We start from the raw sequence: 14,921 nt of genomic DNA on the forward strand, positions 1-14,921 counted from the left end.
ATGGGGCATAAAGTAGATTCATGCAATACCGATTTACACAAACTATTTTACACTCCCCGATTTACAGGTAAATTCGCATACACTAACAAGTTGCCACCCGATGGGTATGTAGTAAGTCTTACTTTCGAGGAGGTATAACCGATGCTGAAATGGCCGAATGCGGCAATACTTGAAAAAAATAAACTTGCCAGTGATGCACCATTTTTGGTATTGGTAAAAATGGTATATGGATCGCTGGATCCCATTTATATAGTAAGAAATAATGAGGATGTAAATTGGAATGGGGAAGTATGGACTGCATATCCGTTAAATGTCGGAAACAATACGGTGGATAATAAAGAAGAACCCAGCTTATCCATTACCGTTAGCAATGCTGGAGGGTTGCTGCAGAAATATTTGCAAGAATACAATGGATTCGGAGGAGCTGCCCTTACCATTTATGTTGTCCATGCTAAATACTTGGATAATACAACCCCTTTAGATGAGTTTGATTTTATGGTTGCAAGCACCTCCTATGATGAGCAGTGGGTGACTTTTAAATTATCGGCGTCTCCGGAAATTCATTACCAGTTCCCCATGTTTTCATATGCTGCAAAGTACTGCCCGTATAAATTTAAATCTGTACGATGTGGATATGCGGGAACTGCAAGTGCTTGTAACAATACTGCCGATACATGCCGAATACCTACTCGATTCGGCGGGGAAGAAGGTATGAACAGTGTTTAAATATGAGGATTTGGTGGGCTTGCCTTTTCAAGATGGCGGCCGCGGCCCGAAAGTCTATGACTGTTGGGGGCTGGCAATGGAATTATTTTGCAGACAGGGAATGCATTTACATGATTACCAATGCAGTTCTGAAGCAACAAAGCAAGTGGCACGCTGCATGTCTACTGGTATTTTAGATTGGCAGAAATTAGATAAGCCGGAAGCAGGAGCACTTGTCATGATTCGTATGCTCGATGAAGGATGGGCGAATCATTGCGGAATCTATTTGGCTCATGATAAATTTATTCATGCGTACAGTGAAGAAACGGGCGTTGTAATTGACCGGATTAAGAGATGGGGGCCGCGAATTATAGGATATTACTGGCCAATGGAGGCGGCGTATGAAACATGAAGTTATAAATATTCCAACGGATACATTGCAAATTATAGAAATAAAAAATCCGTTTGAACCAAAGAAAGAAACAAAAACCGTTCCACTTACTAATGGGACGGTTTTTTCATACCTAAATCCGGAAGGAAAAGATATTTATTATAATGGATTTTATGTTTCAAATCCAGACGCATTTTATCCTCAAGGCGGTGGTCAGCTTATTGTCATGCCGCATATAGGGAAAAGCATTGGAAAAATATTTGGTTGGGTAGCGATGATTGCGTTATCCTACTATGCAGGGGTGTGGACTAAAGGATTATTTGGTGCGACAGTTGGAGGAGCACTTGGTAGAGCGTTAGTATCTGGAGCGATTTTGTATTTAGGTGGACGGATTATTAACAGCGTATTTCATATTGATCAAAAAAATAATAGTTCAGAAACAAATTATGGATGGAACTTACCAACTGTACAAACAACAGAAGGTGGCGTTATTGGTGAAACCTTCGGCGAAGTAATGCCGACTCCGCAATTACTCATGGAACATGTGGAAACGGTGAACAGTGACGATCAGGATAGTAATGTCCAATATTTAAACATGCTACTTTGCGGCGGATGGGGGCCAGTGGACAGCATTGATGATATTCGCATTGATACGACTCCTATTGGAAACTTCAGCGATGTGCAAATTGAAACAAGGTTAGGAACAAATGATCAAAGTCCCATTTCCTTGTTCCCAGACACTGTGCTGGATCAAAATGTAGGCATGGAATTGGCGCAGGGAAAGACAATTATCCGTACAACAGAAACTAATAAAGCGAAAAAATTAGAGGTGACATAGGAATTCCCTAATGGATTGTACTATGTGGACGACAAAGGGAATTATAAAAATGCGACAGGCGTATTTAATATTCTATATCGCAAAACAGGTACAACAAACTGGCTAACTCCGAATGGGGCTAATGGGGCCACTACGGATAATACAGATATGATTCAGAATTTATCTGCCAACGAATCAGAACAAGAGGTGTGGACAATTGCACGTAGTTTTCTTAGATGTTCTGTTACGGGCAGCATTCATGGTCTGATGGGATATGCAACGCCCGGTAAAACATATAATAATGGGTATATTTCATTTTATCTTAATGGATTGGGAAATGCGACGATTCGCACGGGTTCTGGCACATATAGTATTACAAAAGGAACCAATTCAGCAGTACGTCGGACATATGTTATTCCTAATTTGGATGCGGGGCAATATGATGTCAGCGTTACGGCAACACAACTTCCTACAGGTACCCGATATCAATCGTATGCACAATGGGATACGCTATCTGCCTATATCTATGATGGCGCCCGATCACGGCCAGGAAAGGTATTAGTATCCCTGCGAATTAAGGCCACAAACCAGTTATCTGGCAGTCTGCCTAATATAAACTGGCGGCAATGGCGCAATACAGTATATGTGTGGAATCCAACCACCTCGGAATATGAAGAAAAAAGCGCCAGGAATCCAATTTGGGCGGCCTATGCAATTTTACATAAATGCAAGTATATAAAAAATGTTAATACCAATAAATATGAATATGTAGTGGAAGGCAGTGCAGCTGTTAATTTTACTCAATATTATGATGACTGGATAGAAGCTGCTGAGTATGCGGATGAACTTGTAAGCAATCCAGATGCCAGCAATGGAACAGAAGCCAGATTTGAGTTTGATGCTTTTTATAATAGTACAGAAACGGCGTGGAATGCGGCGCAAAAAGCAGCGGCAGTAGGTCATGCGACGGTTATACGGCATGGCACACAATATGGGATATCTGTTGATAAACCGGGAACGATATGTCAAATTTTTGGAGAAGGTCAGACGACGGTATCAACAGTAAAGGGCGAATTTGCATCTATTGAAGATCGGGCTAAAGCTGTAGAAGTCACATACAATGATACCGACAATGATTTTAAAAATACCTTAATGAAAATATACAGTCCCAAGTATGCGGCAGATACGACCGTGCAGGATAATACTGCAAAGGTTACGCTGTTTGGGGTAAAACGCCGGTCTCAGGCATATCGGGAAGCTTATTATTATTTGGCGACGAATGAGCGACAGTTGCAAACTGTAAGTTGGGGGTGTGATATTTCAGGTATCGTATGCCAATATGGAGATATAGTGGGATTAAATCATGCGGTCCCCCAACTTGGTACTGCTTCCGGAAGAATTGTATCTGTCGATGGAACAACCGTGACGCTGGATAAAGCAATAACCTTAGAAGCGGGAATTTCATACGCTATGATGGTTAGTTTATCGACGTCTGATATGATTTTAACAAAGGCTATTGTAGGTGTGAGCGAAGAGACGACCACGGATACTCTTACAATCGCTTCCGCTTTTGATGCGACTACTATGCCAACACAATACGATCCATACGCTATTGGAGTTACGGATAAGGTAGTAAAGCCATTCCGCGTGGTTAAAACGGAACGGACTGGAGATAATCAGGTTACTTTGACAGGGATTGAATATGATGAGGCTATCTATGATATCGACTATGAAAAATATCCAGTTGTTGACTACACTAATCCTACTGTATTTGATGCGCCCACAAATTTAGCCCTTACGGAATCAAATTATTGTATGGCAGATGGGACAAAAATTCATATTTTAACTGCCAATTGGGATGTTGTGGCGGGGCAGCATGTTGATAAATTTTATGTGTATTATTCGGAAGATGGGAATACTTGGAAACTATGGGGATCTACGGAGGCGATGATAGCTGCTATTACAGATGTAAATCCTCCGGGAACGTATTATGTGAAAGTGTGTGCATCAAAAAGCGGCATAAACTCCGCATATGCACAAAAAAGTCTAGATATGACAGGATGGGATGCACCACCTAATGACGTTACCGGCCTTACGGCAACAAAAATCACATCCAATACCACACAGGTAAAATTGTCCTGGGAAGCTAATACGGATATCGATCTGAAAGGATACCGGGTGTATGTCAATGGCGTCCTGCATAGCAATATTTTGACAGATACGACTTATACATATACCGCCGATCAATCCAGACAGTACACGTTTGCTGTAGTGGCCGTGGATAACAGTGACAATGAATCCGCAAACCATGCGACGGTAACAGACGTGATTACCTGCGAACCTGCTGACGTGACGGGATTTACCATACAGCAGAGTGATGCGGACCGATCCATTGCCGTATTTAACTGGGCGGCGAATAAAGAAGTCGATCTGTCTTACTATGAAATACGAGTCGGCGATTCCTGGGATACCGGGACAGTACTTGTTACCAAAACAAAAGCGATTACGGCACGCTATACGCTGCCAGCTTCTGGTAGTTATACGTTTTGGATTAAAGCCAGTAATGCCGAAGGGTTTTACAGTGCCAATGCGGCTCAACTGGTGGAACAAGTCACGCTGGAACCGGATGCGGTCACCAGTCTGGCTATGACACAATCCACACAGGATAAATCCAAAGCGACGCTGTCCTGGACGGCACCGGCGGGAGGCGATATTGCCTATTATGCGGTGAAATACGGAACATCCTGGGATGCGGGCACGTTGGTGGCTAAAACGAAAGAAATCAAGCTTACGGTCGCACTGCCCGGCAACGGAACCTGGCATTATATGGTACAGGCAGTTACGGTGGCAGGATATACCAGTACGATTGCCAGTACAGACATTACGGCATCCATCCAGCCCCTGGACATCACGAATTTCAAAGCCATACAGTCTGCTACAGACCGGACCCGGATCACGCTGACATGGGACGCACCGGCAGAAGTGGATGTGGCGTATTATATTATCAAAGAAGGCAGCAATTGGGATTCGGCAGTGATCGTTTCTCCCCGGGTTGCGGGGACGTTGTATGATGTGGTGGTTGACGACGAAGCGCAGCACACCTGGTTGATCAAGGCCGTCACCATAGCTGGGAATGAAAGCCAGTATGCCGCAAGCGTTAGCGGTATCTATGACCTGCGCCCCAATCCTGTTGCCAGTATTCAGGCGTCGCAGGACAGCAACAACCGATCCATCTTAAATATCAATTGGGCCGAAGTTACGGACGGCGACTTATCCGGATACCAGGTAAAGATTGGCGATAACTGGGATGCCGGGGAACCACTACCGTTCACGCGGGAACTGTATGCCACCTATACATTAATAGCGTCGGGCACTTTTAAAGTGATGATTAAAGCCATGAATGCTGCCGGGTATTACTCGGACGAAGTATCCATTGTCTGCACGGTGCAAGTCGAGCCATCCAATGTGACGGGCTTGGTGGCATACCAGAATGGCGATACGGTGGAACTTTACTGGGATAAAAGCTCGGACAATGATGTGACAGGTTATGAAATACGGGAAGGGTACAGTTTTGACAGCGGGGCGTTAGTATCGACCGGGGTAGCGAATACAGACTACACCATGGCCATTGATACGGCCCGTTTTTATCACTATTTTGTCAAAGCAATCAACAGCAGCGGGAAATACAGTAAAACGGCGGCCAGTGTTTCTTTGACTGTCAGCAACTTATCGCCCCGCAATGTAATCCAAACGTTCGATGAAATTGCGTTGGCCAGCGGTACGCACGACAATACAGAATTTGGGACATCACTGATCAATTTCCAGACGATCGGCGGCAAGTGGTCCGATTATCCGACGACAAAATTCAGTGAAGTCGGCGGCAGCAGCGTGCTAAAGCTGGCAAAGGATTCAAATGGAAATTATGCCACATCAGGCATCTATACGTCAGCGGTTATTGATATTGCATCCATTATTACTTGTAATGTCACCACACTATTCACATCTTCGGTCAATTTGAAAGGCGGCAGTGCAGCACTGCAGGTGCGTACTTCACAGGATGGGACGACATGGCTGGACTGGAAAGGATTTAAGCCGATACAACGGACATTTCGGTATATTCAGTTCCGTATCCTGCTGGAAACGACAGATATCACGAAGACGCCGGAAGTCAATCAATGTATCGTGTCAATTGATGTGCCGGACACCGATATTGCCTTAACAGCGACGATCAGCACCGGCGGGACAACGGTATCATATGGTCATACCTATTACGCGATTCCAGCGGTCGTTCCGGCAGCGATCGGGGAAAACCTGCATGCCGAATTGATCAGTAAGACCTTAAGTGATTGCGTAATCAAAATTAAAAATGCATCCAATACAGACGTCGGCGGTACCGCGGATATCCGTATCAAAGGATACTAACGCCGTAGGGCGTTTTTTTAAATAAAGGAGCGTGATGATATGGCATATGACAGCACAAAACCGGCAGACGACGGGTATTTATCCGCGTTCCCTGCGGAGGCGCGAGAACAGCTGCGGGCTATCATTGAGGATCAGATTGTCAATGCCTTGAAGCTGCAGGGATTGGTTCCTGGCAATGCGTCTGGGCAACTGCCTGTCAGTAACGGCAATGTTAATGCAAATTTAAATGCGGATCAGGTAGACGGGAGAGATGCCTCTTATTTTTCACCGTCTACGCATGTGCACTCTGATGCCACACAAAATGCCGACGGGTTTATGAGCAAAGCCGACAAAACCAAGCTGGACGGTGTGGCAACAGGCGCGGAAGTAAATCAAAATGCGTTTAGCAATGTGGCTGTCGGCAGCATTACGATTCAGGCAGATGGCAAGCAAGATACGCTGACGATTGCGCAAGGTGCCAATATTACGATTACAGCGGATGCCAGCAATGATAAATTGACCGTCGCTGTATCAGGGACGGTTCCTAATGCGACCAATGCGGCAACTTGTACTGGAAATTCAGCGACGGCCACAAAATGGCAGACAGCACGGAACATCGCGTTAACCGGCAATGTCACTGGGAGTGCCGCTATAGATGGAAGTGGAGATGTAAGCTTCAACACGACAGTAAAGGGTATTGACTCAACGGTATTGGCAGCGGTTCTGTTAGCCGCCTATCCGGTAGGAGCACTATATTGGAGTAGTGTCAACACGAATCCGTCTACCTTGTTTGGCGGCACATGGGCTCAGGTTAAGGATAAATTTATACTAGCCGCCGGAGATACCTACTCCGCAGGAAATACCGGTGGAGAGGCCAATCACGTCTTAACTACAAGTGAAATGCCATCCCATGGGCATTCAGGATCAACCAGCACAAATGGTGATCATTCCCATACTGTTACAACCTTTAATGGTTTTGGGAAAATAAACGGGAACAGTTATGATGGCTATTGTATTGGCAGTACCGATAGAACTACTAGTACAGCCGGAAATCATCAGCATAGCCTTAATATAGATAATACTGGCGGTGGTGCAGCCCACAACAATATGCCTCCGTATCAAGTATATTATTGCTGGGAACGTACAGCGTAAAGGAGCAGTAAATTTATAGATAAAGGCGGTGAATCATGGGTGAACATGATTTTCAGACAGAATTGCTGGGGCGGCTCAGCAGCATGGAATCTAAAATAGACATTATGTACGAAGAGTTACGCTCGCTACAGGCTGACGCGAAGAAATCGAGTGTAGACACTACGGATGCATTGACGTCGGCAAAGTCAGCACATAAGCGCATTGACGGAATTAAAACAGATGCAATGTTATTGGGAGCAGTCATTTCGTTTTTCGTTACCCTTATTTTTAAACTTTTTGGAAAGTAGAAAGGCGGTGATCCCATATCTGATCCAGCGGAGGGAGGTGATGTGAGTTGTTGAAAAAAATACAAAATATGTTAGTCGTAGCCTTATCCAAAACAGATAAGCTGCAGATACGAGGTATGCCTAGATTGATGGTATATCTTTTTTTATTGCTGGTGATTATATGTATTCTATTGTTTATAGCTGCGTGGACTTGGCAGTGGAAGACGACCGGCAAAGCGGACCTGGCTATTATGATCCAGTTTATTACGGCGATTACATCGGTGTCGTTTGTTGCAGCCGTCGGCTTTTTCGGCAAGGCAATGGTAGACAGCAATCATGATGGCATTCCGGATGAATTTGAAAAGGAAGGTAATACTAATGTTAGGTGATTTAAGCGCACAATATGAATCAAATGGAGACCCCGGCTGCATATCCAGTGGCTACGGCGACCCGGGCGGCAAGAGCTACGGCGCGTATCAGTTTAGCAGCAACGCCGGGAGCCTCCAGCAGTTTTGCAACTGGCTGACCTATAACTACCCGCAGTACGCAGAGCAGCTCACGGCCTACCCCTTGTGCAGTGTGAGCTTTGACGAGGCCTGGAAGAATATCGCGGCCAATGACTATGACGGCTTTGCTCAGGCTCAGCATGAGTACGTCAAGGCTACATACTACGACCCGACTGTGCAGATTCTGGCGGAAAACTACTGGCACATTGAAAACCACAACGCTGTTATGCAGGACGTCGTCTGGAGCCGAGCCGTGCAGTATGGAGTCGGCAACATCCTCGACATGTGGACCGAGGCGGTACACTCCATGTACAATGCTCAGAGTGGTGAGCATGACGGCTATCCTAATTTAAGCTACATTGATTCCCCTGAATACGACTATGATTTTATCGTTGCCGTATACAGCGTATGCAAGACCCCGGAATGGAATAGTTCGTCGCTCCGGGACAGCTTGAACAACCGTTTTGACAGTGAAATGCATGATGCATTGTCGCGTTTGTAGGAGGTGATCCTTTTGTCCTATCTGCCGCAAATCAAAGGGGAGGTCGATGCTTTTGTTAAAAAGAACAAAACAGTTATCATTGCTATTGTGTTGTGTGGTATTCTTGCTTGTTTCGGCGCCTGGTTATGGTGCAGATACTACGACCGCTCAGCCGCCTCAGACTATCGAAATGTCACTGACACAGTACAGCAGATTGAAAGCGATAATCAGTCAGCAAGAAGTGACATTGGACACGCTGCAGGCTCGATTGACCGTGCTACAGAGCAGCTCGACGGAGCAACAACAGCTCTTGATCAAGCTGCAGGAACAGTTACAAGACTGCAGGAGTCAGCTGCAGGAAACGCGGCTCAACTTGGCGAGTGCCAGAGACTCGTTGACGAAAGCAGACGAAACATTGCAGAGGCAAAGTCAATCTTTGCAGACGTTGACCAGGCAAATAAAAGCCATGGAGCACAAACAGGCAATCATTAAAAGGCAACGTGATACCTGGGCAGTTATCGCCGGTACATTACTAGTCGGATATATCGTGAAATAAGAAAATCCCGTCGGGCATCTGCTCGGCGGGATTGTTTTTTATCCCTATAATTATAATGGTTTTATATAGTTTCATTGGTTTTTATGTAATTTTATCGTAATAAGCGGCAAAAATAAGCGGCAAAGCAAAAAATAAGCGGCCTCACATTGCTGTGAAACCGCCTATTTACTGTGGTGCGCCTAGAAGGATTCGAACCTTCGCACCCGGTTCCGGAGACCGGTGCTCTATCCCCTGAGCTATAGGCGCATATCAATAACGTACTCAAATATATTAGCACATATGAAAAATAAATTCAAGGTGTTTTATAGATCTCTTGTGAAATAATTCGTAAAATCAGGCACTTCCTATAGTAGATACAGTGGCAATGCAGTCCCATATATGCTATTATATAAAATAGACTCAATATGTTTAGATTGAAAGTTGGAGTTGAATATATATGGAACGCATTTATTTGGATCATGCTGCAGCGACGCCTATTGACCGGCGCATCTTAGATGCCATGATGCCTTATTTGACAACGGCCTATGGAAACCCGTCGAGCCTGCACTATTTTGGGCAAGAGGCCCGGGCGGCAGTCCAGCGCGCACGCCAGCAGGTAGCTCATTGCCTGGGTGTGGCAGCAGCCGATATGGTCTTTACCAGTGGCGGTACAGAAGGGGATAACCTGGCCATTCGCGGCTATTTGCGGGCTAATTTCCCTCAAGGCGGCCATCTTATTACGACCGCTGTGGAGCACCAGGCCGTCTTACATACCTTTGAAGCTATGGCCCGGCAGGGCTACAGCCTGACTGTGCTGCCAGTCGATGCAGCAGGCCGCGTCCGGATGGACGATGTAGCCGCTGCGATTCGTGACGATACGGTGCTCATTTCCTGCATGTATGCCAATAACGAAACGGGTACGATCCAGCCCATCCAGGCCATTGGTGAACTGGCAGTAGCCAAGGGCATTGCCTTTCACGTTGATGCCGTCCAGGCCTTTGGCTACGTACCCATTCAGCCCTTGGCTGAACACATTGATCTGCTTACCTTATGCAGCCACAAGATTTACGGTCCGAAAGGGATCGGTGCCTTATATATCCGCCATGGCCTGCAGCTTACGTCAGAGGCTTACGGAGGGCCCCAGGAACACCGGCTACGGGCGGGCACGGAAAACGTCGCCGCTATCGTCGGCTTCGGTGAAGCCGTAGCCCTTTTGGAAGCAGAACGGCCGCAGCGCATAGCTGCAGCAGCACAGCTGAAGCAACGCTTTTACGACAGCCTCATCAAAGATGATGACCGTTTTCGCCTGAACGGGACCTTAGAGGGTTCCTTGCCTAATATTATCGACCTTAGCGTCGACGGCATGGAAAGCCCCATCGTCCTCATTGCCCTCGATATGCAGGGCATTGCCGTTTCTGCCGGCTCGGCCTGTGAAGCCGGCGCCGTCGAACCGTCGCACGTCCTGCGGGCCATGGGCGTCGACGAAAAGTGGCTGCGCAGCAGCATCCGCGTGTCCTTTGGCACAGAAAATACGCCGGACCAGATCGATACAGTCGTCCAGGCGCTGCAACAGATTCTTGACCCCGTTACAAAAAGGAGATAAACCATGACTAAACGCATTGCCGTTGCCATGAGTGGCGGTGTAGACAGCTCCGTCACGGCAGCGCTGCTTAAAGAACAGGGCTACGATGTGATTGGCATTACCCTGCGCCTGTGGGAAGAAGACCCTTCCTGCCCGGCCGTCGAAAACGTCCATTCGTGCTGTTCCCTTTCGGCCGTTGACGACGCCAAAGCCGTCGCTTCGGTCATCGGCATACCCCATTATACACTGGATTTCCGTCAGCCCTTCCGCAAAGATGTCATCGACTACTTCGTTCAATCCTATACGCTGGGCCGGACGCCGAATCCCTGCATTGCCTGCAATAAGTACATCAAATTTGGCCTCCTTTGGCAGCAAGCCCAGCAGTTTGGCGCTGACAGCCTGGCTACAGGCCATTACGCACGCATTGTTTTCAACGAAGAAAAAGGACTCTACGAGCTCCTGCGCGGCACAGACCGGCGCAAGGACCAGTCGTACGTGCTCTATGAATTGACGCAGGACCTCTTGCCTCACATCATGCTGCCCATGGCGGCTCTGGAAAAATCAGAAACGCGGGAACTGGCCAAGAAATTCGGCCTGCCCGTTTTCAATAAGCCGGAAAGCCAGGATATTTGCTTCATCCCCGATAACGACTACAAGGGTTTCCTGAAAAAGCGGGTACCTCAGACCTTTAAGCCCGGCGATTTCGTCGATCTGCAAGGCCACGTCGTAGGCCGTCATGAAGGCATTCCCTGCTATACTATCGGCCAGCGCCGCGGCCTCCACTTGGGCGGTCCCGGCGGCCCCTATTATGTCGTCGCCCTCGACGTGCCGCACAACCGGGTCATCGTCGGAGGGGAACAGGACCTCTTCCGCACGGAAGTGAAGGCCGATGACGTATCGTGGGTCGAAGGGGCACCGCAAGGACCCTTTGAAGCACTGGGCAAGATCCGCTATGCTGCGCCGGAAGCGCCGTGCACGGTTTACCCGGAAAAAGGCGGCCTGCGCGTAGAATTTGCAAAGCCCCAGCGGGCTGTAACGGCCGGACAGGCCCTCGTATTATATGACCGCGAAACAGGCGAACGCGTCCTGGGTGGCGGTGTTATCATCTGATTGTTGTAGAGGAGTAAGGTAAACGTGGCAACTAAATATATTCGTAATTTTTCCATTATCGCTCATATTGACCATGGTAAATCGACATTGGCCGACCGCCTGCTGGAAAAGACCGGCACCGTTTCGAAACGGGAAATGGAAGACCAGCTGCTCGACACGATGGATCTCGAACGGGAACGGGGTATTACCATTAAAGCCCAATCGGCGCGTCTGGTTTATGACGCCAAAGACGGCCATCAGTATATCCTTAACCTTATCGACACACCGGGGCACGTCGATTTTAACTATGAAGTATCGCGCAGCCTCGCCGCCTGTGACGGCGCACTGCTTATCGTCGATGCCACGCAGGGCGTAGAAGCCCAGACACTGGCCAACGTCTATTTGGCCCTCGAGCACGACCTGGAAATCATTCCCATCATCAACAAAATCGACCTGCCCAGCGCCGACCCCGAACGGGTACGCAAGGAAATCGAAGACGTCATCGGCCTCGACGCCAGCGACGCCATCGAAGTCAGCGCCAAGACGGGCTACGGCATTGAAGAAGTGCTCGAAGCCATCGTGCAGCGCATTCCGGCACCGGAAGACGCAGCCGACAAACCCTTGCGGGCCCTCATTTTCGACTCCCATTTCGATTCCTACAAAGGGGCCATTGCCAACATCCGCATCATGGAAGGGAGCCTTAAAACAGGTGACCGCATCCGCATGATGGCGACGGGCATGGAATTTGAAGTGACGGAAACAGGCGTCTTTATTCCGCAAATGCGGTCTACAGGCAGCCTCGAATGCGGCAGTGTTGGTTACTTTGCCGCAAGCATGAAAAACGTGCGCGACTGCCGCGTCGGTGATACAGTGACCTTGGCCGAAAATCCTGCGTCGGCCCCCTTGCCGGGCTACCGCAAGGCTACGCCTATGGTCTACTGCGGCCTTTACCCGGTGGAAACGAACGAATATGATAACCTCCGCGATGCCCTGGAAAAACTGCACCTTAATGATGCAGCACTCCTCTTTGAACCGGAAACGTCGACGGCTCTGGGCTTTGGTTTCCGCTGTGGCTTCCTCGGCCTCCTGCACATGGACGTCGTCAAGGAACGACTGGAACGGGAATACAACCTGAGCCTCATTACGACGGCACCGTCCGTTATTTACCACGTCTACTGCACAGATGGTACAATGGTGGAAGTAGACAACCCGTCTCTCATGCCGGATATGACCAAGGTCGATCACATTGAAGAACCTTTCGTCAAGACGACTATCATCATCCCCAAGGATATGGTCGGCACGGTAATGGAAATTTCCCAGAACCGCCGCGGCCAGTATCTGACCATGGACTATCTCGATGAAACGCGTGTATCCCTGATCTATGATCTGCCCTTGTGCGAAATCCTCTACGATTACTTCGATGTCCTCAAATCGTCGACCCGCGGTTATGCATCCCTGGACTACGAGCTCAACGGCTACCAGACGTCGCCTATGGTGAAGATGGATATCCTCATTAACGGCGAAGTCGTCGATGCCCTGAGCGTCATCGTTCATAAAGAATTTGCTGCCCGCCGCGGCCGTGCCCTTGTTGAAAAACTGCGCAGCCTTATTCCGCGCCAGCTTTTCCAGATCCCAATCCAGGCAGCTATTGGCAATAAGATTATTGCCCGTGAAAACGTAGCAGCCCTGCGTAAGGACGTCCTGGCCAAGTGCTACGGCGGCGATATTTCCCGTAAACGTAAACTTCTGGAAAAACAGAAGGAAGGGAAGAAGCGCATGAAGCAGGTAGGCAGCGTGGAAATCCCGCAGGAAGCATTCATGGCTGTTCTTCAGGTAGATGATAAATAATGACAGGATTATACATCCACATTCCTTTTTGCCGGCAGAAATGCCGTTACTGTGATTTCCCATCGTACGGCGGCGTAGAAAACTACATGGCGCCGTACGTCAAAGCCCTGTGCCGTGAAATCGCCGACAGCGGCCGGGATCATCCCGGCAGTGCCGGCACGGCTCTCGATACGGTTTACTTCGGCGGCGGTACGCCGTCGCTCCTCAGCCTTTCCCAGGTAGAAGAGATCATGACGGCTGTGCAGCGTCACTTTGTCGTCACCGGCGGGGCAGAAATTACATTTGAAGCCAATCCGGACAGCCTGACGGCAGCTTATGCTAAAGGCTTGGCCGGACTCGGCATCAACCGTCTGAGTATCGGTATCCAGTCCTTTCAGCCGGGCCTCCTGAAGACCCTGGGCCGTATCCACACGGCAGACGCAGGGAAGGCGGCCATTTGGGCGGCAAAAGACGCAGGTATTGATAACCTTTCGGCAGACCTCATGTACGGCCTTCCGGGCCAGACTCTGCGCGATGTCGATGCTGACCTAAAAGAGCTCCTGGCTCTGCCCCTTACGCACGCTTCCATTTACAGTCTCATTCTGGAAGAAGGTACGCCCTTTTACCACGACGTGACGACAGGAACGCTGGAGCTGCCGCCGGAGGACCTCGTCGAAACTATGGGCCAGACCGTACACGCGGCCATGGAATCTGCCGGTTTCGAACACTATGAAATTTCCAGCTATGCCCGGCCGGGGAACCGGTCGCGGCATAATACGAAATACTGGCAGTACGTGCCCTATGTGAGTGCCGGCGTGTCGGCTCACTCCTTTTGGCACAACTGCCGCCAGGCCCATATTGCCAACATTCCCCAATATATCCGCCTGGCCGGTCAGGCGTCACTTATAGGGGAATGTGTTGAAATCGATGCCAAGCGCGGCCCGGAGGATTATTGCTTCCTCGCCTTGCGGATGCGTGACGGCATCGATGCTAAGGCCTTTAAAGACCAGTTTGGTACGACTGTAGAGGCCGAATTCGGCACGGTGCTTGCCCCTTTGGTGACACAAGGACTCTTACAGCAGACGCGCCGTGGCTATGCCTTGACTGAAAAAGGCCTGGCCTATGGTAATTATGTATTCAGCCGCTTTATCCGGTAAAGACAGGGCGGC

The 14,921-nt window shown here is 48.8% G+C and carries 13 protein-coding genes and 1 tRNA gene; 13 read left to right on the forward strand and 1 reads right to left on the reverse strand.

All coding sequences use genetic code 11. The features are described from left to right. Positions 1-141: 141 nt before the first annotated feature. The 9 genes from PGX44_RS06285 (at position 142) to PGX44_RS06325 (ending at position 9,211) form a co-directional block, all read left to right on the forward strand. Positions 142-726 (forward strand): phage minor tail protein L, encoded by a 585-nt coding sequence (locus PGX44_RS06285; protein WP_498854675.1) that lies wholly within the window; start codon positions 142-144, stop codon positions 724-726. Continuing rightward, on the forward strand, positions 719-1,117 hold the full coding sequence (locus tag PGX44_RS06290) for a C40 family peptidase (RefSeq protein ID WP_498854676.1): 399 nt from the start codon (positions 719-721) through the stop codon (positions 1,115-1,117). The genes PGX44_RS06285 and PGX44_RS06290 overlap by 8 nt, the downstream gene beginning before the upstream one ends. Further along, complete coding sequence (locus PGX44_RS06295; protein WP_498854677.1) at positions 1,107-1,934, forward strand: hypothetical protein; 828 nt, start codon at positions 1,107-1,109, stop codon at positions 1,932-1,934. The genes PGX44_RS06290 and PGX44_RS06295 overlap by 11 nt, the downstream gene beginning before the upstream one ends. A 24-nt stretch (positions 1,935-1,958) precedes the next feature. Continuing rightward, positions 1,959-6,335: a phage tail protein gene (locus tag PGX44_RS06300; protein ID WP_498854678.1), complete on the forward strand. Its 4,377-nt coding sequence runs from the start codon at positions 1,959-1,961 to the stop codon at positions 6,333-6,335. A gap of 39 nt (positions 6,336-6,374) precedes the next feature. After that, positions 6,375-7,466 (forward strand): phage baseplate protein, encoded by a 1,092-nt coding sequence (locus PGX44_RS06305; RefSeq protein ID WP_498854679.1) that lies wholly within the window; start codon positions 6,375-6,377, stop codon positions 7,464-7,466. Positions 7,467-7,501: 35 nt separating this feature from the next. Continuing rightward, on the forward strand, positions 7,502-7,753 hold the full coding sequence (locus PGX44_RS06310) for a hypothetical protein (RefSeq protein WP_498854680.1): 252 nt from the start codon (positions 7,502-7,504) through the stop codon (positions 7,751-7,753). A gap of 68 nt (positions 7,754-7,821) precedes the next feature. Continuing rightward, positions 7,822-8,121, forward strand: a complete 300-nt coding sequence (locus tag PGX44_RS06315; RefSeq protein WP_498854681.1) for a hypothetical protein — start codon at positions 7,822-7,824, stop codon at positions 8,119-8,121. Then, on the forward strand, positions 8,111-8,740 hold the full coding sequence (locus tag PGX44_RS06320) for a VgrG-related protein (RefSeq protein WP_498854682.1): 630 nt from the start codon (positions 8,111-8,113) through the stop codon (positions 8,738-8,740). The genes PGX44_RS06315 and PGX44_RS06320 overlap by 11 nt, the downstream gene beginning before the upstream one ends. Before the next feature lie 12 nt (positions 8,741-8,752). Beyond that, positions 8,753-9,211 (forward strand): hypothetical protein, encoded by a 459-nt coding sequence (locus PGX44_RS06325; protein ID WP_498854683.1) that lies wholly within the window; start codon positions 8,753-8,755, stop codon positions 9,209-9,211. A gap of 235 nt (positions 9,212-9,446) precedes the next feature. Here the strand turns inward: PGX44_RS06325 and PGX44_RS06330 are convergent. Further along, positions 9,447-9,521 (reverse strand) — tRNA-Arg (locus PGX44_RS06330). Positions 9,522-9,711: 190 nt separating this feature from the next. Between PGX44_RS06330 and PGX44_RS06335 the strand changes: the two genes are divergently transcribed. From PGX44_RS06335 to hemW, 4 genes are read left to right on the forward strand one after another with little or no spacing between them, the layout of a single operon-like run. Then, entirely contained in the window at positions 9,712-10,857 is a 1,146-nt protein-coding gene (locus PGX44_RS06335) for a cysteine desulfurase family protein (protein ID WP_498854684.1), read from the forward strand. 3 nt (positions 10,858-10,860) lie between these two features. Beyond that, entirely contained in the window at positions 10,861-11,946 is a 1,086-nt protein-coding gene (gene mnmA / locus PGX44_RS06340) for a tRNA 2-thiouridine(34) synthase MnmA (protein ID WP_289002264.1), read from the forward strand. Between the two features lie 24 nt (positions 11,947-11,970). Next, positions 11,971-13,773, forward strand: coding sequence for a translation elongation factor 4 (gene lepA / locus PGX44_RS06345; protein ID WP_498854685.1), 1,803 nt, complete (start codon positions 11,971-11,973; stop codon positions 13,771-13,773). Then, a complete protein-coding gene (hemW, locus tag PGX44_RS06350; protein ID WP_498854686.1) occupies positions 13,773-14,909 on the forward strand; it encodes a radical SAM family heme chaperone HemW in 1,137 nt (378 codons plus the stop codon). Before lepA ends, hemW begins: the two co-directional genes overlap by 1 nt. The last annotated feature ends 12 nt before the right edge of the window (positions 14,910-14,921 follow it).

The sequence above is a fragment of the Caecibacter sp. AF58-12pH5A genome, from assembly GCF_027681725.1.
In the GTDB taxonomy this organism is placed as follows: Bacteria; Bacillota; Negativicutes; order Veillonellales; family Megasphaeraceae; genus Megasphaera; species Megasphaera hominis.

Bases quoted from the DNA above. Each gene is read 5' to 3' on its own strand.
- PGX44_RS06285 (WP_498854675.1), top strand. From the start codon at position 142: ATGCTGAAATGGCCGAATGCGGCAATACTTGAAAAAAATAAACTTGCC.
- PGX44_RS06295 (WP_498854677.1), top strand. From the start codon at position 1,107: ATGAAACATGAAGTTATAAATATTCCAACGGATACATTGCAAATTATA.
- PGX44_RS06305 (WP_498854679.1), top strand. From the start codon at position 6,375: ATGGCATATGACAGCACAAAACCGGCAGACGACGGGTATTTATCCGCG.
- PGX44_RS06310 (WP_498854680.1), top strand. From the start codon at position 7,502: ATGGGTGAACATGATTTTCAGACAGAATTGCTGGGGCGGCTCAGCAGC.
- PGX44_RS06315 (WP_498854681.1), top strand. From the start codon at position 7,822: ATGTTAGTCGTAGCCTTATCCAAAACAGATAAGCTGCAGATACGAGGT.
- PGX44_RS06320 (WP_498854682.1), top strand. From the start codon at position 8,111: ATGTTAGGTGATTTAAGCGCACAATATGAATCAAATGGAGACCCCGGC.
- PGX44_RS06335 (WP_498854684.1), top strand. From the start codon at position 9,712: ATGGAACGCATTTATTTGGATCATGCTGCAGCGACGCCTATTGACCGG.
- mnmA (WP_289002264.1), top strand. From the start codon at position 10,861: ATGACTAAACGCATTGCCGTTGCCATGAGTGGCGGTGTAGACAGCTCC.
- hemW (WP_498854686.1), top strand. From the start codon at position 13,773: ATGACAGGATTATACATCCACATTCCTTTTTGCCGGCAGAAATGCCGT.